Source organism: Winogradskyella sp. MIT101101, assembly GCF_047126865.1.
Lineage (GTDB): Bacteria > Bacteroidota > Bacteroidia > Flavobacteriales > Flavobacteriaceae > Winogradskyella > Winogradskyella ouciana.
In genome coordinates, this window is sequence record NZ_CP138982.1 from 1,060,565 (window position 1) to 1,085,411 (window position 24,847).

The window sequence follows — 24,847 nt, forward strand, 5'->3', positions numbered from 1 at the left end:
TAGGCAGTTAAGGTCCATACTAAACTATTACAAGCCGCTTGCTTTATGGTCATTTTTAGTGACCTTGGCTATTACTATTATTAATCCTGAATTAATATTAGCGCTCTGCACTAAATTGTTTTTGGTTTTTTTATTGTGGATAATGATCAGTGACAGAAAGCTAAGGCAACGTTTAAAATTCTATAGAATAAGAGGCGTTTCTAATCTGAAGTTTTTTGGCACTATTTTTATTTTGGATAGTGTCATCACCTGTACTTTTTTACTTCTTATAAAAGGATTTATCTAAGACTTACTGACTACTCCAATAATGTTATCTAAATCCACAACAACACCTACACCTAGAATTTGTTTCCATTGTAGCCTTGGCCCTTCAATTAAAATTTCCTCATTGGTCATTTCGTTGATTTCAACTTTATTTTTAATGTCATTGTCATATCGTAAATGGGACCCAAATGTAGCTTTAACATATTGATTTACTTTCATATCTATGTTCAGTTCCCAATCAATATCAATATTACCAAAACTATTGAGGTAATCCGTATAGAGACGTAATAAGCTATTCACTTTTATATTTTCGAACAATTCTTCCTCAAACTGATTGGTCAGTAATATGCCCAACTCCCTTCTTATCTTTTGTCCATTTTGAAGAATATTACCCTCCATATCATAGATTGCAGGATCTACACCAAATGCTCCTCTATTAGCCAAATCTTCATCTAACACAAATGTCGTTTTTAAAGTAAATGGCGAGGCGTAAAAGGACATACGCTCAATATGCCTTCCATATTCCATACCTAAACCAAGAAACATATAGCCTGGTGCCATAAATCTTGAAATTGGCTCATCTCTATTCGGGTAGTTAAATCCATTTGAGAATTGTGTATTAAAACTAAACCTAGCTGAATAAAACCAATTGCTTTGAGGGTCTTTTTCGAGTCCGAAGTTGGAAATGACCTCTATGACATCCTCAGTTTTAAAAACGGATTCGCCTTCTTGCTTGTTTAAACCGTAGCGCATATTTATGGACGAATTCCAAAAATATTTCTCTTGTTTGTATTTTGCTGATGCCTTTCCGCTTATGATTCCGGAAATGGAATTGGTACCTCCAGCATTCCAGTTGGTAAAAGAAACTTGGTTAAGGTAAAGTCCGGCTTCTTTTTTAGTACGCCAACCCAATTGTATATCAGCATTCGTTTTCTTTTTAAAGAATAAGGAATCTGGTTGTGCCGATACTATAGTTGAAACAAAGATGATGCATACCGTCAGTAGGTATCTAAAATAACTATGCATGCCAAAAATTTATTTTAATAGGAAAACGTACCGTATTCGCTTTTAATAGTAAGTTGTTTTGTTTTTGAAGCCTCTACTCTACCAATGACCTTTGCATTGACATTAAAGGATTTTGAAATAGCGATGATGTCCTCAGCTACATCTGGTTTTACATAGAGCTCCATACGATGACCACAATTAAATACTTGATACATTTCTTTCCAGTCGGTTTTTGATTGTTCTTGTATAAGTTTGAACAACGGAGGAATACTAAACATATTATCTTTTACAATATGAAGATTGTCTATGAAGTGAAGAATCTTTGTCTGAGCACCACCACTACAGTGAATCATTCCGTGAATGGAATCACTCTTGTATTTATTTAATATAGCCTTTATGATAGGCGCATAAGTCCTTGTTGGTGATAATACCAATTTGCCTGCATCAATTGGGGAATCCTCAACTGAGTCTGTAAGTTTTGTATTTCCTGAATACACTAAGTCTTCTGGTACGGCTGCATCAAAGCTTTCAGGATATTTTTTGGCCAAGTATTTTGAAAACACATCATGTCTTGCAGACGTTAAGCCATTGCTCCCCATACCTCCGTTATATTCGGTTTCGTATGTGGCTTGTCCGAAAGATTCTAATCCTACGATAACATCATCTTCAGAAATATTAGCATTATCAATAACATCACTACGCTTCATACGCGCAGTTACAGTAGAATCTACAATTATTGTTCTTACCAAGTCACCAACATCTGCAGTTTCACCACCAGTAGAATGAATTGTAACTCCGAAGTTTTTTAAATCTTCAATTAATTCCTCAGTACCGTTTATAATCGCAGAAATAATCTCTCCTGGAATTAAATTTTTATTTCTTCCTATAGTCGATGACAACATAATATTATCAACTGCACCAACACAAAGTAAATCATCAATATTCATAATCAAGGCGTCTTGGGCAATACCTTTCCATACGGTAATATCTCCGGTTTCTTTCCAATACATATACGCCAACGATGATTTTGTACCAGCACCATCAGCATGCATTATAAGACAATACTCGTCGTCATTGGTTAAATAATCAGGAACTATTTTACAAAAGGCTTTAGGAAATAAGCCCTTGTCTATATTTTTTATGGCATTGTGCACATCTTCTTTAGAGGCTGAAACGCCTCTCTGTGCATATCTTTTGCTTACCGAATTACCCATTGAAGAATTTTATACTTGGTACTGCAAAAGTAAGAATTGATATTTATTATTTGATATAATTTGATTTAATAACTGTATCCACTTCTTCGAGCAGCTTTTCTTTCTTCTTTCCACCACCAAAATAGAGGTTTACTCCTATTCCAACTCTAAAAAAACTAATGTTACTTTCTTCCATTATAATAGGATTGGCCTCATTGGACGTTACGTAGTTGTATTCCCCAAATAATTTTATGCCAACTTTATCTAATGGTACAAACTCAATACCCAAACCACCTTGTACTTTAGCACCAGTAGTCTCAAAATCGTTGTCGGCATTGTAGCCATAGCCACCATAAATAAAAGGACTGATACTAGTATATGGGCTTATTAAATATTCGAGATTTAAATCAAAAGACATAAACCCTTGATGGAAAGCATCGTTAAATGCCAGATTGTATTTATTGTAAGTAAAGCTAATTCCTATTTGCTCAGTGATGAAGCGTTTGTAGCCTATTTTGAAGTAAATATCAGCTTCTGGTTGAGGGAAATCACCAGTGATAAGGGATGCGCCAATAGCCATATCAACCGCATTAGTGCCCCTTAAGTTAAAAAACTCTAGTTGCCTATATAATTTCTCATTGTCTTTCTTACCTTCCTCCTTTTGTTCTTGGGCGTTCGCAAAATCAAGTCCAAAAACAGCCAAAACTGCTATCAGAAAAACGTATTTATATTTTGTAATCATATAACCTTAGTTAGTAAATAAGCCTACGTCATTTAAGATTATGGAGCTGCGCAATATAGAAAAATATTATTCAAAACGTAAAAAAATCTAATATTTAGCTAATAAAATAGGATAAAACCAAACAAGCTGGTTTTATCCTATTTTATTCTAAATTGACAATTTTGCCTTTTAGTATTATCTTAGGTTTTAAGATTCCGTCTGTAGCTCTGGCTGAACATTTACAACCTCATCTTTGACAACATCTTTTATATTTTCAGAATTATCCTGAGAAAGAATTAATGTCGCGCCCACAAGAATAGCTACACTGAGTAGTAACTTCTTCATTTTTACAAATATTGATTAATAGCACTACAAACATACTAAATTTACTCATTGTAAAGATGCAGAATCACTGTTTTTTAACAACAATACATAGGCTTTTCGACAATTAGGCAGATGCAATCGACGAACTGCACAAAACCTATAATTTAAAACTTAGTCAACTACGTATTATTACGTATATGTTAAGATATAATTATGACTTCATTAACACTTTATAGCAATAATATGCTATTTGGTAAACAACAGCTCTCTATATTTTGTCAATGGCCACAGCTCATCATCAATCATAAGTTCTAATTTATCACTATGATATCTAATTTCATCAAATAAGGATTTCACCTTTAAACTATAGCCATTGGCTTTCTTTTCAATATTGGTTTGCTTATTCAATGACCTTCTTTCATCTGTCATTTTGGTTACTAATGAATTTATAGCTTCAATGTGTTGCGAAATTTGTTCAATCAATGCGAGTTGCTCCTTTGCAAAGTCCTTAAATTTAGAGCCATAAATGGTCTTAAGCCCTGTGACGTTTTCAATCAATATGTTTTGATATCTCACGGCAGTCGGTACCACATGATTTCTGGCAATATCACCAAGAACCCTACTTTCAATTTGAATGTGAAGAATATATTCTTCCATTTCAATCTCGTAACGTGCCTGCGCCTCAACCTTATTCATAACTCCCATGCTCTCAAAAAGTTCAAGAGATGGTTTAGCCACCTTTACTTTTAGAGCTTCAGGAGTGGTTTTATTATTACTCAATCCACGCTTTTTAGCTTCCTTTTCCCATTCTTCGCTATACCCATTACCTTCAAAAAGAATGCTCTTTGATGTTTTAATATACTCTCTCAGCACGTTAAAAATAGCGTCATCCTTTTTCATGGTCTTTTTATCAATCAAGGCATCTACTTCAGCTTTAAAATCTATCAATTGTTTTGCAACAATTGTATTTAAAACTGTCATAGGATTAGCACAGTTAGCCGTTGAGCCAACAGCTCTAAATTCGAATTTATTACCAGTAAAGGCAAAAGGCGAGGTTCTATTTCTATCAGTATTATCTAACAATATCTCAGGTATTTTACCAACCACGTTCAGTTTTAAATCCGTTTTCTCCTGTGGAGATAATTTTCCTTTGGTAACGGTTTTCAGTTCCTCGAGAACTTTTGTCAATTGTGCGCCTATGAATACAGATATAATAGCAGGTGGAGCTTCATTTGCACCCAACCTATGGTCATTACTTGCAGACGCAATTGCTGCCCTCAACAATTCTTCATGAGTTTGAACTGCCTTAATGGTATTAATGAAAAAAGTTAAAAACTGAAGATTACTCATTGGTGTTTTCCCTGGTGATAACAGGTTTACTCCAGTATCTGTACTCAGACTCCAGTTATTATGTTTGCCAGACCCGTTGACACCTGCAAAAGGTTTTTCGTGCATCAATACTTTTAGACTATGACGTTCGGCAACTTTGTGCATTACATCCATTAACAACGAGTTATGGTCTACCGCTAAATTCGCTTCCTCATATATAGGAGCGAGTTCAAATTGATTTGGAGCCACTTCATTATGTCTTGTCTTAACAGGAATACCCAAAAGCATACATTCGTTTTCCAAATCGCGCATATACGACATGGCTCTATTTGGTATGGTACCAAAATAATGGTCATCGAGCTGTTGACCTTTCGCTGGTGAATGGCCCAAAAGCGTTCTACCTGTCAGTACAATATCTGGTCGTGATGCTGCAAGTGCATTATCTATTAAGAAGTATTCTTGTTCCCAACCTAGAGACGCATTTACCTTTTTTACATTCTTATCAAAGTACTTACAAACATCAACCGCTGCATTATCCACGGCCTGAAGTGCTCGTAACAATGGTGTTTTATAATCCAAGGCTTCACCTGTATAGGCCACAAAAACTGTTGGGATACATAATGTTGTACCATATATAAAAGCAGGTGATGTTGGGTCCCAAGCTGTATATCCTCTAGCTTCAAACGTATTTCTTATGCCACCATGTGGAAAACTGGATGCGTCAGGTTCTTGTTGTACCAATTGCCCTCCTCCAAATTTTTCAATCGCCATACCATCTCCGATAGTTTCAAAGAAAGCATCGTGTTTTTCTGCCGTTGCTCCCGTTAAAGGTTGAAACCAATGTGTGTAGTGTGTTGCACCTTTTGAGATTGCCCATTCTTTCATTCCTGTGGAAATATGATCAGCTACTACACGATCTATCTTTTTACCTTTCTCAACAGCCTCTAGAATTCCAGATAAAGCATCTTTGGTCAAATATTGACGCATTGCTGTCTCATTAAAAACATTAGAGCCGAAGACCTCTGAACGACGTTTGTATTCCTTTACCTTAAGAGGTTTTCTTTTTAAGGATTCTTTTACTGCATTAAATCTTAGTGTTGACATATTCTTATTTATTTGATGCAAAAATAAGAATTATTAAATATTTAAGAAATATACCCTACTAAAAATAGGGTTGTCAACAATTATTAATAACATTTCATCTAAAAACCCCTATTTTTTTTGACCTATTGAAAAAAAACACAATATTTGCAGTGTCAATTTGTTAAATATTATTACGATGAGTAAATCTAAATTAGAGTATATCTGGCTTGATGGTTATAAGCCTACTCAAAACATGAGAAGTAAAACTAAAGTAGTAGAAGACTTTAGTGGAAAACTAGAAGATTGCGAAATCTGGTCTTTTGATGGGAGTTCAACGAGACAAGCTGAAGGTGGATCTTCAGATTGCTTATTAAAGCCTGTTGCTATTTATCCTGATCCTGCTAGAAAAAATGGTTACCTAGTAATGACTGAAGTTTTAAATGCAGACGGAACACCGCATGAGTCTAATGGTAGAGCAACCATTGATGATAATGATAATGATTTCTGGTTTGGTTTTGAGCAAGAGTACTTTATTATGGACACACAGACACAATTACCTTTAGGATTTCCTATTGGAGGCTATCCTGCACCTCAAGGAATGTACTATTGCTCTGTTGGTGGGAAAAACACTCACGGAAGAGATTTAGTTGAGGAGCATGCAGATCTTTGTATTGCTGCAGGACTAAACTTTGAAGGTATCAATCAAGAGGTTGCTTCTGGTCAATGGGAATTTCAATTATTTGCAAAAGGTGCCAAAAAAGCAGGTGACGAAATCTGGGTTGCCAGATATTTGTTAGACAGACTAACTGAACAATATGGCTACTATATAGAATACCACCCTAAACCTTTAGGTAAGGATATGGACTGGAATGGCTCAGGTATGCACGCTAATTTCTCTAATACAACGCTAAGAACTTGCGGAAGTCAAGAGATATATGAAAAAATCTGTGAAGCTTTTAGACCTGTCGTAAAAGAGCATATTGAAGTTTACGGTGAGTTTAACGACCAACGTTTAACCGGTTTACATGAAACGGCATCTATTCACGATTTTAGTTATGGCATCTCAGACAGAGGAGCTTCTATCCGTATTCCAATTATTACAGTTGAAAAAGGCTGGAAAGGTTGGTTAGAAGACAGAAGGCCTGCTTCTAATGGCGATCCGTATAAAATTGCAGGTAGAATTATCAAAACTGTAAAAAGTGCTGATGTTTAAGTCTTGTCAATTCAATATATAATTAAGAAGCCTGCTTTTTAGCAGGCTTTTTTTTATTGTAGTGTTATATATATAAAAACAAGATAAGCCCCAAACAACAACATCCCTTTATATCGGCTAATTATAAATTGCTTTGGAATCAGCATCAAAGGCACTAGGACAGCCGCAAAAGCAATCATCCAAAATATGTTTGTTGATAATATTTCTGGTGTTTGAGGATTAACAACGATAGGTTTTACAATAGCCGTTAAACCTAAGACCGAAGCGATATTGAAAATATTAGATCCGATTAAATTCCCTAACGAAATAGCTTTTTCTTTCTTTAAAGCCGCAATAACAGATGCTGCTAATTCCGGTACGCTTGTACCAATTGCTATTACCGTAACAGATATAGCATAATCACTAATTCCTACAGCTGCCGCTAATCGCTTAGCGCCTTCTACCAGCCATTCAGAGCCATAGTACAAGCCAGCTGCACCAATTATAAGCCACATTACGATTTTAAAATTTGATACAACGGCAAGCCCATCATCGATTTCATCTAATTTGGCTTTAGTTAATTTTCTCGAGCTTCTAATTAAAAGAAAAAGAAACATAATCAACGAAGCAAACATTATAGCACCTTCAATTGCCGTTAAAACTTGGTCATTCTTCAAAAAGTAATACAGCACAAAGGAAGCCAGCATCATCATAGGCCAATTGTACTTGTAAAAATCCCTATCCACTGTCAACGGTGAAATGATTGCTGTAATCCCTAAAACCAAACCAATATTAGCAATATTAGAACCGATAACATTACCTAAGGCAATATCAGAAATACCATCAAAGGCCGCTTGTAAACTCACCAAAAGTTCTGGTGCAGACGTGGCAAAAGACACAACTGTCATACCAATAACGAGTTTTGAAATCTTTAGCTTAAAAGACAAGCCAACCGAAGCCCTTACCAAAAAATCACCACCAATTACCAACAATGCTAAACCAGCTATAACAAGGAATACGCTCATGTATCAATTAATTATTTAATCACCTCTTTTATTAGAGTCGCGAAGATAACATTTCATTATTAAAGCAAGAAAAAACTAAAAATTTCGTTAAATAACTACTATTTTAGTTATATAACTACAAAAATAGTTATATTTGAATTCATCACAATGAAATTTAATTAGTCAATGCAAAAACTAACAAATAAGGAAGAGGAGATTATGCACATTCTGTGGAGGTTAGAAAAAGCCTTTGTAAAGGATGTACTTTCAGAAATTAAAGACGATAAACCTCACTACAACACCCTATCCACGATTATTAGAAATCTAGAGGACAAAGGATATGTGAGCTACAATGCATTTGGAAAAACACATCAGTACTACCCAATTGTATCTAAGGAAGATTACAAAAAAAGATTTATGAACACTGCGATTGACCATTATTTTAATAGCTCATATAAAAATGTGGTTTCTTTCTTTGCTAAAGAAGAGAAAATAAGTGTTGACGAGCTTAAGGAAATTATTGAATTAATTGAAAATAAAAAATAATGACTATGGAATATTTATTAAAAGCATCGGCCGTAGTTTTCATATTTTACCTTTTTTATAAATTAATGCTACAGCGAGAGACCTTCTTTCAAACCAATCGTCTCTATCTTATAACAGGTTTAGTTACTGCTATTGCCCTTCCGCTCGTTATCATACCTATTTATATAGAATATACTCCTGTGCTTGTCGAAGCTTCAGCAACTTTTGATATTGGGACTGAAGGACAAGGCATATCCAAAAACGCAACGAAATTTGATTGGTTACAATTTTCATTTATGATCTATGGTATAGGCGTTGCATTCTTTTTCAGCAAACTTTTGATAGAACTGGCCTCGCTTAAATTACTGTTTAACAGGCATAGCTATTTTAAAAATGGCTCATATATATTGATAGAAACTGATAACGACATTCCGCCTTTTTCATTTTTTAATTGGATAGTTTATAACCCAAACAAATACTCTAATGAAGAGTTAGAGCACATATTAAATCATGAAAAAGCCCACGCCAAAGAACTGCACTCTATTGATATTATGATAACGCAATTGGCTTGTGTAGTGTTTTGGTTCAACCCATTTATTTGGCTTTACAAAAAAGAAATAGAGCAAAACTTAGAATTTATCGCAGATGACAAAGCACAAAATTTTTCGGAATGTGAAAAAAGCTATCAACTCGTATTATTAAAATCAAGTGTTCCAAAAAACAAACTCTTGATTACCAATACTTTTTATAATTCACAAATCAAAAAAAGAATAATTATGTTACACAAATCAAAATCAAACAGATTAAATGCCTGGAAATATGCATTGATACTTCCAGCATTAGCACTTTTCCTAATGAGTTTTAATACTAAGGAAATTTTAATAGAAGTTGAAGACCCAGCAAATCTGAGCAATACTGCACAGAATGAAGCCTCTTCTCAGTTAAATGATTTCTACAACAACATCAACTTTGACAATAGCAACAAAGCTATTGCTTCCAATAAAGCTAATGTACCAAAGAAGAATCAAAATAGATTAACAGCACCAACTACAACGAAAGCTGTTAAAAACAAATCGAAAACGCTAGGTGATGTATCTATTACTATTATTGACAAAAACACAACGGATTCTGAATTAGATAAAATAAAAGAGACTCTAAAAAAAGAAGGCTTAACTATTAAATTCAAAGGTGTAAAGCGCAATAATAATGGAGAGATTACAGCCATAAAGATTGATGCCAAGTCTAAAAAATCAAGTACTAATTATCAGATTAGCTCAGATGATGAAGCTATTGAACCTATTAAGATTGTATTTGACGAAGAGAATAATAGCATTTCAATAGGTAATGGCCACGCTAAACATGGTCACAACACTTATGTTTATGAAACAAAAGCCGGTTGGAAGCATAAAATCCACAAAACCGGAAGTGGAAACAATGTTTTTGTAATATCTGACGACGAACACGAAGAGCACGTACACGAAGACCATGAACATGATGAAGATCATGAGCACGAAGCAAAAGTCATTGTTAAAAAACGTGGTAAAAAAGGTAAGCTAAAGAAAATAAAGCAGTCTAAAGATGTACGAGTAATATCTGGTGACGAAGATGGCGAAATCATTGAAATTATTGTAGATGAAGATGGAGACGATAAAAAGGAAACTATTATTGTTAATGGTGAAAAAATAAGTACTGCCAATGGAAAAAAGAAAAATGTTTGGGTTACCAAGACCGATGGCACAGAAGATACTTTTGTTATCGAATTAGATGACAGCGATGACAATGTTTTTATTTCTGGCGATAACGGCAAGAGCCCTTTATTTATTGTCGATGGCAAAGAGGTTTCAAGAGAAAAGTTTAAAGACTTAAATGCTAAGGAAATTGAATCGGTTACAGTCTTAAAGGATAAAAATGCTATAGAAAAATATGGCGATAAAGGAAAAGACGGCGTGATAATAGTAAAAACCAAAAAGAACTAAACATAATTTCATCAATCAATCAAAACTGAAAAAGCCAAACTGTTATATACAGTTTGGCTTTTTCTATTAAAACAATGTTTCGTTTTATTCTTTAATTACTTTCTTAATTACAGAGTGGTTATTGCTAATCAGTTTTACTAGATATAAACCAGATGCTATGTCTATGTCTATATAATTAGTTACTGTGTTGAAATACATTAAACGTTTTCCTTCAACAGAAAATACTTCTACTCTATCAACATTATGCAATCCCGATATATAAAGCCTTCCATTTGTAGGGTTAGGGTATAAAGATATTTTAGAGCGTTCGTTATCATCAATACTTAATGACTGATCCCACGTATCACCGACATTAGTTCCCCAAATATATTCCACCAAAAGCGGTTGATCTATAAACGGATTTCTATTTTTTTGCCAATTAAAAACAATGTTATTTCTGTTCATTTCAAAATCGTCTGGAGGATCATTTCTGTGCCAGTCCAATAGTGTTGCCAAGTCACCCAATTGCCCTGTCGTATTTGGGAAGCCATTCACCACTTCCAATCCATTATATCGAATTTCCATATACAATACACTTCTTGCCACATCTCCTCTAAAACTACCCAAAGTTCCCGATGGCCCAACATATTCTCCATAGTGCTGATTACCACGTGCACTATTCTCCGCAGCATCTGCCGCTCTCAATGCATGAGCATCCGAATTACCATGACGAAGCGAGTCGGCTTCAGTTGTCCAAAAAACATCAATACCATCAGCTATTTCATCTTCTTCAATATCAAAAAAACCGCCTCTCGATCTTGGAAAAGTATGTTCCCTATTCCATTTACCTGCGTTGCTACTACTGGTTTGCAAATCCAATTTGGCTCTGCCTTCTTCCGTATAAAGCAACCAAACCTGATTACTGTTTTCTGGATTCTGATCAGCCTCCAATAATATATCTATAACATCTGCATAGGTCTGCGCCCTTACTGTAGTAGGGTCTGCAATAATATCTTGCAAGGCTTGTCTTAGAGCTGCATCAGCCAATCCGTCCAAACTATCGTAATAACCTTCTGGTTGTGTACTTTGTACAATTCCTGTTGTAGGGTTCACAGGAGTTCCCCAAGCAGCCATGGTAAAATCGTTATCCACTACCCTAACCTCAACAAAATTATTCGACGCCACAATCGGCTCTACCAAATCCACAAATTGAATTTGGATAACTTCGTCACCTTCATCATCTGCATCATCGATTAAATTAATTGTGGTGCTTGTCGAATTTCCTCCATTAGGAATGGTAAGATTTATATTTCCTGTATAATCAGAAGTATTAAAACCAAAATTGTTTAAGCTTATGGTAAAATCTAAATCTGAAGTGACATTGGTCTCTGAAGTGAACGTGATATCAAAACTTGCACCTTCATCATACTGGGTCTGTTCCACAGAGATTGCAACTGGATTAATAGGAATCCCTGAACCATCATTTTCGCGCCTTGGTGTTGGTGTCGCCGTAGAATAGGTTTCCATTCCCATACCATCAACAAAACGCTGAATAGATCTTGGGTTAGCATTTGTACCATTGTCATTATACTGCATAGTTTCACCCAAAAGCATCATTAAGTCATTATCATCAGCATCGTTAGTATCATAAACCAAAGCATCAATTAGGTTTGTTTGTGTCGCCAATGTACCTTCAGGAAAATCATTAACAGAAGCCTGGTAAATACCTACAGCATCCGCGCCATTTTGAATTACGTTTTCAGCAATCAGAACTTGTGGAAAAGGTGACACACCTTCACTTCCTATGACCAACAACCCATTATTGTCTGTTGTATAACCATTTAAATCTATGACCATATAACTAGAATCACCTCCACTACTTGATCCGTTAAAAAATACTAGAATATAACCATCAGTAGAAAAATTTGGTGTTTGCGACTTTAACTCAATAAACTCTTTATCATCTGTGCTCGGTGAATCTGGATCAAGTTCATTAATGACTAAAACTTGAGACCAACCCATAAGAGACAACAACAATAAAGACAAAAGAAAAAACCTTTTCATATTTCAAATTTTTGACAAAGATAGCAGTTATATGTTGCCTAAATGTTAAAACCCAAAATAGTAAAAAGTAAATACAAAATTATGCTCAGAAATACTATGACATCTGTCAGTTCAATTAAACCAACAAAACATGAAAAGTTAAAAAAAGAGTGTTTTTAAGATGAAATGCCTCTACGTTTTAAAAATTCATTCAAAAAACACCCTTCAAATATTATATTTTATAATACAAATAACATTTTTTAATTATAAATTATAACTTAATTGAAGGTAAGTCACAATTAATTATAATAAATACAATCATTTAACTTATAAATATAAATGCAATTTCATCGATTTTTATGAAAACATTTGGAGAATTATTTGTTGCCTATATATATTGAAAACTCAATCAAAAAAATGAAAACAATTATTAACCTCTAAACCCAAAAATTATGATGACATTAGCAAAATTGATTATTGACATTATTTTTTCAGTATTCTAAATTAAAACCAACAACCAATTAAAAAGTAGAACTTAGTTCTAGAATAAGTTTTACTATTTTTGTCAGTAATTGACAACTCGCAAAAGCATCAAGCGGCTTTTACAATCCAATCGACAACATGAGAAAATCTTTCTTTAAGCTTATCGCAAAAGCCAATAAGGCGATTCTTCCAAGTTACACCAAAAAGCAATTAGACCTTAGCAAAGCAACTAAACTACAACTTGCTATTATAGGCTGGCGCGCTTATGTTACTATGAATGCGCTAGATGAAAAAAAGACTACCAATTGGTAGCCTTAAAATATATTTTTGACAACTTCTTTAGTTAATTCAAATCGTTGATTTATTGAATTGATAATCTCTCAACTGACTACCTTGTATCCAGCAATAGTATCTACCGATACTTCCGAATTGAAAACCTTGAACAAACAAAAAAACGCTCAAGCAAGCTTGGCGTTTTTTTGTTTGTAGTATTTATTCGTGACCTCGACAGGATTCAAACCTGTCATTTTGTGACCACGGCAGGATTACAGTATAACTGTAACAACCGAGGTTTTATACGGTTTATATTAAGCTATGTAAAATCGTGTTGACCGATTTGTTATAATATCGGTTGATTTGCAATGGTTTAATTTGCATTTCAATCTTAAAGTAAAGATACAAAATACAAGGATTCAAACCTATATAAATCACACTAAATACTATGAAACTTTCTCCAAATATTGATTAATAATTTCCTCTTTAATACCGCTGTATTCAGCGAACTCGTCCGTAGTAATAAATTGATATGACTCTTTGCCAAAGTGGGCTTTAATCTCATTTAAAAGCTTGCGTCCGTAGCGCTCACTTCTTCCTGTGATGCGTTGGATATCTTTTGGGTATATGCAAGCTCTTACTATTCTCATTTGATACTTTATCCATACTTAGTCCATACCTCATCATAGCATCGTCTATATGGATTCTAATGGCATAAAACGAATCAATCGGAATGGATGTGTAGGTGTTTTTGAATTCTTTTATAAAACTACTGTCTTTTGCTTCATAATCAAAATTTTAGAGCATTATGGCTAAACAAACTGGTATTATTAAATTGAAAGGAACTATCGGTGATATTTCCTTCTACAAAAGTGCTGACGGACACCTAGCACGTTACAAAGGTGGTGTCGATAAGAATCGTATTGCAAATGATCCTGCGTTTCAGAGAACTCGTGAAAACGGTTCTGAATTTGGACGTGCTGGAAAAGGTGGCAAAGTGATTAGAAATGCTATTCGTGTGCTTTTGCAGAATGCAAAAGATAAACGAGTAGTAAGTCGTTTAACAAAAATTCTAGTTGCTGTTACTAAAACAGATACGGTTAACGAGCGTGGACTTAGAACCATCGAAGATGGTGATATGAACACTTTATTGGGCTTTGAATTCAATATCAATGGTAAGTTAGGTGCTACACTTTTTGCTCCATTTGTGACTGCATATGATCGTGCAGCTGGAAATGTAGATTTGGACATTGCGCCATTTGCACCAACGGTACGAATAGCTGCACCAAGTGGCACAACACATTTTAAAATTGTTATGGGTGCAGCAGAACTTGATTTCGCAAATGAAGCTTCTGTTTTTGAAAGTGCAGAAACTGGCATTCTCCCTTATGATGGTGCAGATACTGCCGCTATTGATCTTTCAGTAGCTCTAACTGCCAACTCAGTACTTCCAGTACTACAAGTTGTTGGCGTTGAGTTCTACCAAGAGGTTAACGGACAAATGTACCCATTGAAAAACGGTGCATTTAACGCCTTATCCATTGCAAGAGTGGATACTGTATAATGAATGTATTGCTCCATAGGACCTATTTTGAAGAGGGCACGAATAGTGCTCTCTTCATTAATAGTCAATTTTTAGGTTTTGCTATTGAATTACCCTGGTTAAACAACCAACGAAATGTGTCTTGTATTCCTGAAGGCGAATACGAGCTGAAAGCAAGGTATTCGCCAAAATTCGGTCATCATTTACATATCATAAATGTAAAACACCGAAGTCTTATTCTTCTGCACCCAGCAAATAACGCGAAGCGGGAACTTCGTGGTTGTATTGCACCTGTTACGCAGTTAACTGGTATAGGAAAAGGCAATAATTCAAAAGCATTACTTCAAAAAGTGGTATCGCTATGCTACCAAGCATTCGATAGAAATGAAAACGTATTAATAACTATTAAATCTTAAAATTATGAATATTGTAGATCGTTATAAAAAACCAACCCCAAAGTTCTTCAGAACTTTAAGAAATATTGGCATCGCATTGGCTACCGCTGGTGGTGCTATAATTGCAGCTCCTGTGTCATTGCCTGCCTTAGTCGTAACAGTTGCCACATATATGACTGTTGCCGGAACAGTTGCAACCGCAGTAAGTCAAGCTGTGACTGCAGATGACGAGGCTAAAATCCCTAAAGCTAATCAAAAGGATGAGCAATAACTTATCGCATCTTAAATTTTCAATTATTGGTGGCACAATATCTTCAACCTGGATTCATATCACTTCTGAAGATATTATAAAAACTATTTTAATGGCCATTATAGGTGCTGTTGTAAGTTATATTGTTTCAATACTAATAAAGCGAATCCACCAAAAGTTTATGATGCGAAAGAAATAGAAATGAGAGAGCTTCAAAAGAGGCTCTTTTCTTTTTGCGATACTTTTCAAGCTTAGTACAAACCCTTCCAATATTTTTTTTGAAAACAAAAAAGACAACTATATCATTGATGGCGTGGCAATGCTGTCAAGCTTTTTGGGGAAAATAATGCGCTTGGAATAAGGTTTAAAAAAATGGTACGCTTTTTTGGCGTATTATTTTTTTCAAAACCTGTGGCTTGAGCTTTATAGCATTATGGCGGTGGGTGATGGAAGCCAACTATATTTGTGACCTTTTTTTATTATATTTAGATATAAACAATAACAAATATTATGGCAAAATTTGAAGTATATCAAGATTCTAAGAAGGAATATAGATTTCGTTTGAAAGCAAGCAATGGACAGAAAATATTAGCTAGTGAAGGCTATACTGCTAAAGCGGGTTGTATGAATGGTATTGAATCCGTTAGGACTAATTCACAAGATGATAGCAAATTTGATAGAAAAAAATCAAGTAATGGTAAACATTATTTCAACTTAAAAGCATCAAATGGCCAAGTCATTGGAACAAGTGAAATGTATGAAAGCTCATCTGGAATGGAAAATGGTATTGATTCCGTTAAAACTAATGCTCCTAAAGCACCCGTTGAGGAAGTATAACTTAATGCCCATATGTTTTTGTTGCTTTTTTTAAGCAGGTAATCCAAAAGGCGCGAGCCGCCTGCGAGATGAGCAAGGGTACTGTGAGTGATAGTGTGAGGTACGAGCACTCTCACGGTAATGTTTAACACTAGGTGGCGCAGTTTTTTGATACTTCATTATTTGAAAACAATAATTAACTTAGGGTATTGTAGAACTTTATACCTTTAAAAATGTCATTTGAAAATCTCAAAAAATGTGACACCGGTAGACCTAAAGCCTATGGCTGTCTTCCTATTCCTAAAACAAAACACGTCGACTTTGACCGCTGCGCTTTCTTAAATGACTGCAACCGTAGCTCTGCTATGCTTTTGTCATTTAAAAATCAATTTCTTAGTGTTTTGTTTTCTCATAACGTAATTCTGCCATAGGTTTTAGGTCGTAGCCCGAAGCGACCCGCAGGCTCGCAAAACATTAAATAGCGGTTGTACCTTAATAAACTACGCGTGTGCATAGCACACACAAAATTGGATTTTAAGGTACAAGAGTAGCTATGGGTGAGAAAGGAATGTAATGTGTGCAATAGTGCAAATAAATAGAACCTACGAGGACGTTACGCCGCAGTAGCGCTATTTATGGTAAGCACAAACGCGCCGATAGAAGCGTTTTTGATTATGCACTATGGAACTAAATGGAATGACTGCCGAACACCTTATTACCTGCCTTCCTAAATTTTGAAGTTAGTACTACAGATTAAACAAAAGATAAATTGCGCGTTGGCGGCGACATACTGGTTATGGTAATGTAGCGTCTGACTGATAGGCAGGTGCGAAATGGACATAATGAGTATTGTGCGGAACTGAAAGCTCTTACGATTGAGTGAGTGTAGCTTTTCGCATAACGAAAGAATGAGTATGTGCTGGAAGTGAGGGCTATTACTTTAAATCAATATCAGTAATGTTATACTTGTTAAGTAAATATTTATTAATAGAACTTTTTCTTTTTAACCTCATAAAATAATTCTTCTCTGAAACGGTAAATGCCGGAATACTAAAGTTCTTAATGTAATTTTTTGCTAACGCATAATAGTTACTAGAATAAGGCTTACTTGTGTGCTTAATATAATACCAGAACACATCAGACATTAATATTTTTTGAACAAATTTTAAAGCCTCTTCTGAATTAGAAACCAAAGCATATCCATTGTAAAACAATAAATCCCTGTTCTCTGTGTACACAAAATAAGGGTTATCAGACATATATGGAAAAAGCAATTTTAAACCAATGACATTTAATGCTTGACTTCTACCGAACGCATACCAAGTTTCGTAATTTCTTTGACCTTTATCTCGCTTACCTAATTCTTCCCTGTAATCATTAAGATAATTACAAGCCATTGGGTAATCTTCTTCAAAGATTTTCTCTGGAATAATATTGACTGAACGATTTAATTGCTCGATAAATAAATCATTGCTCTGCTCATCTGTTAAGGTATAAGGAAAAATGAGTTTTTCATTAAATTCAACTAGATCAGTTTCTGTTTTCAGGATGTTAGCTTTTATCGTATCTCTACAGATAGTCCTCTCAACTCTGTAAGATTTAGAATCTTTTTCGAAGTAGTAATATTCATCATCTTCATCTATCGGTTTAAAAACATAAATTTTATTTCTTAGAGTAGCAAAACCATTTCTGATATCAAATAATTCACCAAGGCTTTTACCAGAACCTTCTAATCTTTTTAAATTAAGCTGGACTTTAATATTATCAAGATGCCACCCATCAAAATCATTTAAATCAGAATACTTGAAATCAACAAAATCTGATTCTTTTAAAGAATTAATTTTATTTGGCGATGAGTAAGTATATGACAATAGTCCTTCTGACTTTTCTATCTGACAGATACAAGTGTAAGTTAGTCTGGATTTAAAAACTTGCTCATTACCAAAATCTATTAATGAGAATTTGAAACTGCTTTCAGAAAAATACTTTCTCAAAGCTCTCCCATTTAAACTTCTATAAAAATTGTTTACTGTAATATAACCCAAAATACCACCTTCATTTAACCACTTTAGACCAATTTCAAAAAAAGGAATATATAAATCTAATTTTCCTGTTGATGCAACAGACCAATTTTTCATTAAACTTTTTGTGTTTTCATCTAAATTGGAAGAGCTTACATATGGTGGGTTACTAAATACATAATCAAATCCGTTACACTCACTTATTTTAAGTGATTTTTCAAACCAATCAAACTCAAGAGAATCCCCAATAAACAGATTGAAATTTATTTTTTTTACATCTTCTCCATTTGATAGTGCAAGAAGCGATAATAGAATTTTTGTTCTTTCTATACTATAAGCCTGAATATCTATACCGTATAAATTTTCTTCTATAATCTGAATAAAGGGTTTATTCGATTTATCATTCAGTTTCAAAGCAAACTCATACAAGAAACCTCCGCAGCCACATGCAACATCACAGGCTGTTGCATCATCAATATTAGCTCTATCATTAATTGAGTTTAATATGATAAATTCTCTAATATACTTGGGTGTATAGACTGCACCATTTACCATTTTATCACTTGGTGAGATTACAAATTCAAATAATAGAATTAAATCTTCAAGTGATAAATTTTGATTTTCTAATTTAACTAGTTCTATAAATTCAAAAAGCTTTGGGTAGTTAGGGTTGCTACTAGAAATCAAATATTTTTTTATTAATATATTTTTTGTGACATCAATATTGTTCACAACGATATAACTAGAAACCAATAAACTATTTATATCAAAAGGCTCAGTTGAAAAATCCTTTAAAAAATTTAAGATCTTATTCTTTAGCATTAGATTGATTTCAATAATTGGGGATAAATTGAATCACTTTTCCACTCATACCGTGAACTATCGGTACCATATGTTGGCCAGTATCTAGCAAGCGAACACACATAAGGTCTCCATATGAGGTATTGAAGCTCTGCAACAGAATTAACATAAGGTCTTTCAGCACACAAAGAAATTCTAGTACTACCTAAAAAGTTTGAAAGTACAAAATCAACACCAAGAATTAAATCAAGTGGTGGGTGCATAATTCTGGGCATATCCAATACTAAATGATTACCATAATTATCATTAGGTATTGTCAGTTTTCTACCACCATATTGAAAATGATAAACTGGGTGTACAGCTTCAGTAGGGCTATCATCAGGATGTCTATCTAAATGCCAACTAGCTACTAATGGTTCACCTTTCTTTGTTAATCCTTTCACCACCAAATTAAACTCTATATGATATAGCGGATCTTCTGCATAATCATCTCTACAAATTCTTCCTATTACTTTTGAAGATACAGTAATTGAACTGATTGTAGATTCTACAGGAAAAATATCAGCTTCAATATCAGAGGAAGAAAACCGAATTTGTAAATCCGAAACCTCATATCCCCATGAATTTTTTCTGTCATATTTAATGCCTTTAATTTCGGGAACAAAATCTAAACAATTATTGGCTGCCTCGTTGATTTTATTAGCGCTAGTAATTATTTGGGATTCTAATAGGACTCTACCAAACTCTTTTAATTTTTTTGAGATTTTTGACCTAGTTTGTCTAACTGCTATTTTACCCATTCGACTTTAGTTTTTTATAAGTCTTAATTCTTTCCTTTTCAACAGGGTCAGGATTTAATCCTAAAACTTTACTATTAAGATCAATTGAAGCTTTGAGTGACATATATTTTTTTTCCTGCCACGGCAAAGGATCATCATTGTCTTCAAGAATGACACCGTCTAAATAAGGGTCTAGTGGTTTTTTGTATAATTGACATATTGTCCAATACTTGGTACTATAACTTCTTTCTAAAGGTTTTGCTGGAATTAACTTATCTAATTTTGTCATTTTCTTTATGAATTCTACTCTCTCAGCAGCATTTAAAAAAGACAAATTTTCTTTTGTTTTCTCCTTGAACCAATTATTCAATAAAGGCCACCACCATCTTTCCCAACAATCGGAAAAAGGTCCTTTGTATTTATATGTTTTAAATTTGTCGATTAATGACGCATAATCTTCAGAGTCCTCTGATACTCCTAAGCGAGCACATAAAATTTTCTCATCGATTAAAATTCCAGGTTTCAAAATCAATTCCTTGAGAAAGAATCGAGCATACTCATGGATTGGTAAATGCCCTCTTTGATTGCCGAAATAATCTAAAAACCTACTATCCAAAAATTCAACCTCTGAAGCTTTTAGAGATAAAAATTCGTCTAATTTCTGAGCACTATTACCTTTAAATCCAGACCTTGTATTTCTAATTGCAATATATCCTTTGGCTAATGAAAAAAGCTCTTTAGCTACGACTTCTGAGTTTTCAACTAAATCATCCGTTTTTAAATACTTTCTATCAAATAAATCCTGTCCAGAACTATCCTTATTATAAGATTCCTTAAGTTTTCTATCAGTAGAACAAACTACTATTGGAATATCTTTCATACTACCTTCAGTAGCTCGTGTTCTTATTTCTTGAGCTAAAGTAAATGCTCTGTATTCTGCATCAGATTTTTGATCTAGACGCAAATCGAATATTAAACCATCATATTCTTCAGATTTAAGTCTTTTTATTTCATCACCAAAAGATTTTGGTTCTGCCCACTTCACTTCCAAATCTTCACATTCTGACATCAAAAGTTCTATGATATCCTTCGTTTGTTGTACATCCTCATCATCAAGATATAAATACTTCATAATTATATATTTTCTAAATCTTCTTCTGTTGCTTCTGGTATTTCTATTCTAATGCAAGTTTTAAAACCTTTTTCTGGGTCTACAACTTCAATATTACCATTATATGCGTCAATCATATCCTTGACTATTTTTAATCCTAAACCTGTACCCAACAATTCATCATCTTCATCCGCAAAATGACCCGACGATGTTGATGTTGTATAGAAAGCATCAAAAATTTCTTCACGCTTATCTTCAGGAATCCCATCTCCATTATCATTGAATTCTAAATATATCAAACCGTCATCTCTTCCTATTTCCATTAATATTTGACCTTGTTCAGGTTCTGCTCTTTTTATTGCTTTCAGGGCGTTTGTATATAAATTATAAAGGATAGTAGCCCATTCAGATGAATGCATCGGAATTGTGTATAAATCATCCCCTTTGGTTACTATTGGCAATATTTTTGTTTTCTTTTTAGTATTGTCTAATGATATTACGTTGAAAAACTGACCAACTACTACAGGAAGTTCTTGGGGCGCAAGCTCTCTTGTGACATTTTCTGAAACTGTTTTATCAAAATAAGACGTATATGTATGTAATGTTTTGACATTGTCTTTTAGTCTTGTTATTCTATCTTGATAAGTCTTATCATCTGGAAACTTTTTAGCTAGGATTTTTACTGTTGCCAATATGGTTGCTATATACTGCCTAATCTCATGTGTATATATACCTATACTGAGACCCAAACTACCTAAAATCCTCAATACACTTATCTCTTTAAGCTGGCTCTCGTCTTTTTCTTCTTGAAGTGTAATTACTTCATCAATGGATTTAACAGCATCTTTAATTTTATTTGATTTTTCGTCTAACTCTGCTTTTATATCATCTTTTGTTTTACCACTATAATTTTCTATTTGAGTTCTTTCAGATTCTTTTTCTAAATCATCTTTTAAATCTTTTAACCTCTCTACAGGTCTCTCATACTTTCGTTCCCAATTTTTTTGATTAGTAGTAATCTTTACATTTCGTTTTTGAGAAACTTTTACAACTCCCGTAGTAATTCCTCTATAAACAAAATCTCGTAATTCCTCAAAGCTCTGTGTCTCAAGTAATCCTTCTCTACTAGACGTCTCTTCAAATTCAATTCCAGCTCTATCATATACCTCTACGAATCCAAAAAAATTGGTATTACTATGTACCGGTAGAAGTCCTCTCTTTTTTACAGACTCATCTAATTCCAACCAATCATCACCAAACTCACCATAAGGTAATACCCTAAATCCATTGCGATACAATCTAATTCCTCCTGAGTGTTGTGCTAAATCACTAATTTTCTTTATCTGTTGTGATGGTATATACTCCTTCAAATACAAGAAGTAATATGCTTTAAAATTTACATTACGTAACTTTTTATATTTTAATTCAGGTTTATCTTTTATTGCCCCTAACTGTATAACTTCAGAAATATTCAATTTTTTGCTTTCAACTGATATAACGCTATTACCTTCATTATCTACATATCCTTCAATTACTGCAGCCGCATACCTAAAAATCATAGATTGTTCGTCTGCAATAGTTGTTATCTCGTCACCTTCTTTTTTAAATAACTCTGCTTTAAAACCAGGGTCTAATGTTGTCTCATTTCTTTCCTCCTCTTGTTTAATGCGTTCTTTGGATAGTGGAAATGGTTGGATCAATGCTGAAACATATCTATAAATTCTTTCTATACTTGCTTTAGTCCAACTATCTTTTAATTCATCAATGATCAAAGTAGTACCATGAAAATCTTTTTTATCAATTAACTCGACCTTATTAGAAATTGTTTGAAGATCTTTATCGCCTTGGTACTTATCCCAATCAATGGACAATTGAATTGTTTGATTAGAATTTTCTTTTTTTGTAATTATGGTAAGTCTTTTTCCTAATCGTTGAACAGCAAAACGACCTATACCTTTTCTACCTGCCCTGTTTCTTTTATATTTTGGCGAAATAGGATTATGTACTTTATCTGTTGAGGATATTTTCATAAACCCATTAACGAGTTCATCTCTTGACATACCAGTACCATCATCTTCTATCCTAAGAGTACCACCTTCGTTATCTGAGTTTTCAAAAATTAATTTAACTGTTACAGCATCGGCATCGTATGCATTTTTAACTAGCTCCGATACCGCGGTTTCTTTTTTTCCGACTAACTCCGTACCCAATCTATTGATAACACCGGCGTCAACACTAAAGCGAACATAATCCTTATCGAAACTCGCTAACTTTGATGAAAGCTCTAGTATCTTATCATAGTTACTAGGTTCATTAGCCAATACGAGTGCCAACTGATTTCTTATGCTTTTTTCATCCATGATTCTATAGACTTTTTATCTTTTTCCTAATAGTAAATAAAGGCTCCAGTATAGCTTGCTTATTACTTATAGCCTGCTCTTGCGGTAGCCCTTCATATATATAATCGTCCAGATAAGTTATATTCTCATTAACTACCTCCAACATTAATGCTGTTTCTTCAGCATCGTAGTTTATAAAATTGTCACTACTTTTTAGCTTGTCCTTTACAACTAGCAATGGATCTTCGCCAGAATAACTTCCTTCTCTGCTCCTGTAAAAATCGATTGCTGTTAAATATGCTTTGGCCTCAGCGTCTGTAAACACAACATTATTTTTTAAAAATATTGAAATCGCTTTGAACCAGTAGAAAAATGCCTCTGGATTACTTTTCTTGAGTTTATTTAATTTATTGAACTTTTGGTTTTCAATTACCCAATCTTTAACCTGTAATGGGTCTTCAAATTTTTCTAAGATTGATATACTGTCATACTTTAAAACTTCAGCTAGATAGGCGACTTTTGACGCTGCAGTAATTGCTTCTTCAATATTAAATCTTGAAATTGTAAAGTTTACAAAATTGCTAATACCCAATTGCAAATGCTGAAACTCTTCAGATTTCACATCCCTGGAAGATAATATATAACAAGCTTCTTGTGTGTCTTGTAAAACATGAATAGGTGATTCCTCTAATTTTCTGAACTTAATTTCTTCATTAACTACTTTATTGAAGCTGTTCTTTACCACATTCAGATCTGTGATATTATCCGACAAAAATGCTACATCAAATAACTGTTTAATTATCTCAACTGGCCTGTTCTTACTATAAAGTATTCCTGTAGTTTTAGGCGCAAAGGCAGTAAGTTTATCTCCCAATACAGCATCAAATGTTGGCATTTGCACCGTTACTACTTTACCCGATGTTTTAATCCAATCGTGAGCAATTGGAATTTCCATTAGTTCTGGATACGGATTTGGTGTATAAAGCAAGTCTAATAGAATAGGTTCTACACTATCATCTATACTACTTGTGTAATACATTTTAAAATGGCCTATTGGCGCATCAGGCGTATGCTTTCTGTCATTGTCATCTTCCCAATGTGTAAATACGCTTTCTTCTTTTATTTTTTCTAAAATGGTTTCAATTTCCTTTTGGGATTGCTCTGTTATAATGTCTATATCAATTGAAAACCGTTTAGGAACTTTAGTTGCTAATAATAATGCCGTACCACCTTTAAAGATAAATTCTAAGTCATTTAACTTTAATTGTTCCAGAAATATTAATGCATATACAACCTTCTCAATTAATTTAGGGTCAAATTTCTTTTTACCTAAAGTTCCTCTGACTTCATGAATCCAATCTGGATGATATGTTATTGATTCTATCATTATTAATTAAG

The 24,847-nt window shown here is 33.9% G+C and carries 22 protein-coding genes; 9 read left to right on the top strand and 13 right to left on the bottom strand.

Annotated elements, in window-relative coordinates; genetic code table 11:
* Positions 1-282: 282 nt before the first annotated feature.
* From SIB89_RS04955 to SIB89_RS04975, 5 genes are all read right to left on the bottom strand, one after another.
* Positions 283-1,290, bottom strand: a complete 1,008-nt coding sequence (locus SIB89_RS04955) for a DUF3078 domain-containing protein (protein WP_412561396.1) — start codon at positions 1,288-1,290, stop codon at positions 283-285.
* A 14-nt stretch (positions 1,291-1,304) separates the two neighbouring features.
* Positions 1,305-2,483 carry an AIR synthase related protein gene (locus SIB89_RS04960; protein ID WP_273290947.1) on the bottom strand — a complete coding sequence of 393 codons (1,179 nt, stop codon included), beginning with the start codon at positions 2,481-2,483 and terminating at the stop codon, positions 1,305-1,307.
* 46 nt (positions 2,484-2,529) lie between these two features.
* Positions 2,530-3,204: a Curli production assembly/transport component CsgG gene (locus SIB89_RS04965; protein WP_412561397.1), complete on the bottom strand. Its 675-nt coding sequence runs from the start codon at positions 3,202-3,204 to the stop codon at positions 2,530-2,532.
* Between the two features lie 186 nt (positions 3,205-3,390).
* Entirely contained in the window at positions 3,391-3,528 is a 138-nt protein-coding gene (locus SIB89_RS04970; protein WP_155090275.1) for a hypothetical protein, read from the bottom strand.
* Positions 3,529-3,753: 225 nt separating this feature from the next.
* The gene (locus SIB89_RS04975) at positions 3,754-5,940 is read right to left on the bottom strand and encodes a glutamine synthetase III (RefSeq protein ID WP_412561398.1); all 2,187 of its coding nucleotides are present in this window, start codon (positions 5,938-5,940) and stop codon (positions 3,754-3,756) included.
* A 175-nt stretch (positions 5,941-6,115) separates the two neighbouring features.
* On the opposite strand from SIB89_RS04975, the gene SIB89_RS04980 reads away from it, so the two are divergent.
* Positions 6,116-7,132: a glutamine synthetase beta-grasp domain-containing protein gene (locus SIB89_RS04980; protein WP_412561399.1), complete on the top strand. Its 1,017-nt coding sequence runs from the start codon at positions 6,116-6,118 to the stop codon at positions 7,130-7,132.
* 53 nt (positions 7,133-7,185) lie between these two features.
* Here SIB89_RS04980 and SIB89_RS04985 read toward each other — a convergent pair whose 3' ends face one another.
* Complete coding sequence (locus SIB89_RS04985; RefSeq protein WP_412561400.1) at positions 7,186-8,136, bottom strand: calcium/sodium antiporter; 951 nt, start codon at positions 8,134-8,136, stop codon at positions 7,186-7,188.
* Positions 8,137-8,301: 165 nt separating this feature from the next.
* Here SIB89_RS04985 and SIB89_RS04990 point away from each other — a divergent pair, with 165 nt between their 5' ends.
* Positions 8,302-8,661, top strand: coding sequence for a BlaI/MecI/CopY family transcriptional regulator (locus tag SIB89_RS04990; RefSeq protein ID WP_155090271.1), 360 nt, complete (start codon positions 8,302-8,304; stop codon positions 8,659-8,661).
* Positions 8,662-8,666: 5 nt separating this feature from the next.
* Positions 8,667-10,616, top strand: coding sequence for a M56 family metallopeptidase (locus SIB89_RS04995; protein WP_412561401.1), 1,950 nt, complete (start codon positions 8,667-8,669; stop codon positions 10,614-10,616).
* 84 nt (positions 10,617-10,700) lie between these two features.
* Here the strand turns inward: SIB89_RS04995 and SIB89_RS05000 are convergent, their stop codons facing one another.
* Positions 10,701-12,659: an endonuclease gene (locus tag SIB89_RS05000; RefSeq protein WP_412561402.1), complete on the bottom strand. Its 1,959-nt coding sequence runs from the start codon at positions 12,657-12,659 to the stop codon at positions 10,701-10,703.
* Positions 12,660-13,259: 600 nt separating this feature from the next.
* Between SIB89_RS05000 and SIB89_RS05005 the strand changes: the two genes are divergently transcribed.
* The gene (locus SIB89_RS05005) at positions 13,260-13,433 is read left to right on the top strand and encodes an SsrA-binding protein (RefSeq protein ID WP_412561403.1); all 174 of its coding nucleotides are present in this window, start codon (positions 13,260-13,262) and stop codon (positions 13,431-13,433) included.
* A gap of 407 nt (positions 13,434-13,840) precedes the next feature.
* On the opposite strand, the gene SIB89_RS05010 is transcribed toward SIB89_RS05005, so the two are convergent.
* Positions 13,841-14,044, bottom strand: a complete 204-nt coding sequence (locus SIB89_RS05010; RefSeq protein WP_412561404.1) for a hypothetical protein — start codon at positions 14,042-14,044, stop codon at positions 13,841-13,843.
* 158 nt (positions 14,045-14,202) lie between these two features.
* On the opposite strand from SIB89_RS05010, the gene SIB89_RS05015 reads away from it, so the two are divergent.
* From SIB89_RS05015 to SIB89_RS05035, 5 genes are all read left to right on the top strand, one after another.
* Positions 14,203-14,958: a hypothetical protein gene (locus SIB89_RS05015; protein ID WP_412561405.1), complete on the top strand. Its 756-nt coding sequence runs from the start codon at positions 14,203-14,205 to the stop codon at positions 14,956-14,958.
* On the top strand, positions 14,958-15,353 hold the full coding sequence (locus SIB89_RS05020) for a DUF5675 family protein (RefSeq protein WP_412561406.1): 396 nt from the start codon (positions 14,958-14,960) through the stop codon (positions 15,351-15,353). Before SIB89_RS05015 ends, SIB89_RS05020 begins: the two co-directional genes overlap by 1 nt.
* Before the next feature lie 4 nt (positions 15,354-15,357).
* A complete protein-coding gene (locus SIB89_RS05025) occupies positions 15,358-15,603 on the top strand; it encodes a hypothetical protein (RefSeq protein ID WP_412561407.1) in 246 nt (81 codons plus the stop codon).
* Positions 15,593-15,781, top strand: coding sequence for a hypothetical protein (locus SIB89_RS05030; RefSeq protein ID WP_412561408.1), 189 nt, complete (start codon positions 15,593-15,595; stop codon positions 15,779-15,781). The genes SIB89_RS05025 and SIB89_RS05030 overlap by 11 nt, the downstream gene beginning before the upstream one ends.
* Before the next feature lie 311 nt (positions 15,782-16,092).
* Complete coding sequence (locus tag SIB89_RS05035; RefSeq protein WP_412561409.1) at positions 16,093-16,419, top strand: YegP family protein; 327 nt, start codon at positions 16,093-16,095, stop codon at positions 16,417-16,419.
* A 914-nt stretch (positions 16,420-17,333) separates the two neighbouring features.
* Here the strand turns inward: SIB89_RS05035 and SIB89_RS05040 are convergent.
* The 5 genes from SIB89_RS05040 to SIB89_RS05060 are packed head-to-tail and all read right to left on the bottom strand — an operon-like array spanning position 17,334 to position 24,836.
* A complete protein-coding gene (locus tag SIB89_RS05040; protein ID WP_412561410.1) occupies positions 17,334-19,241 on the bottom strand; it encodes a class I SAM-dependent DNA methyltransferase in 1,908 nt (635 codons plus the stop codon).
* Positions 19,241-20,020 carry a hypothetical protein gene (locus SIB89_RS05045; protein WP_412561411.1) on the bottom strand — a complete coding sequence of 260 codons (780 nt, stop codon included), beginning with the start codon at positions 20,018-20,020 and terminating at the stop codon, positions 19,241-19,243. Before SIB89_RS05045 ends, SIB89_RS05040 begins: the two co-directional genes overlap by 1 nt.
* Positions 20,013-21,131 (bottom strand): hypothetical protein, encoded by a 1,119-nt coding sequence (locus SIB89_RS05050; RefSeq protein ID WP_412561412.1) that lies wholly within the window; start codon positions 21,129-21,131, stop codon positions 20,013-20,015. Before SIB89_RS05050 ends, SIB89_RS05045 begins: the two co-directional genes overlap by 8 nt.
* Before the next feature lie 2 nt (positions 21,132-21,133).
* Complete coding sequence (locus SIB89_RS05055) at positions 21,134-23,443, bottom strand: sensor histidine kinase (RefSeq protein ID WP_412561413.1); 2,310 nt, start codon at positions 23,441-23,443, stop codon at positions 21,134-21,136.
* A gap of 31 nt (positions 23,444-23,474) precedes the next feature.
* Complete coding sequence (locus SIB89_RS05060) at positions 23,475-24,836, bottom strand: nucleotidyl transferase AbiEii/AbiGii toxin family protein (RefSeq protein WP_412561414.1); 1,362 nt, start codon at positions 24,834-24,836, stop codon at positions 23,475-23,477.
* Positions 24,837-24,847: the final 11 nt, after the last annotated feature.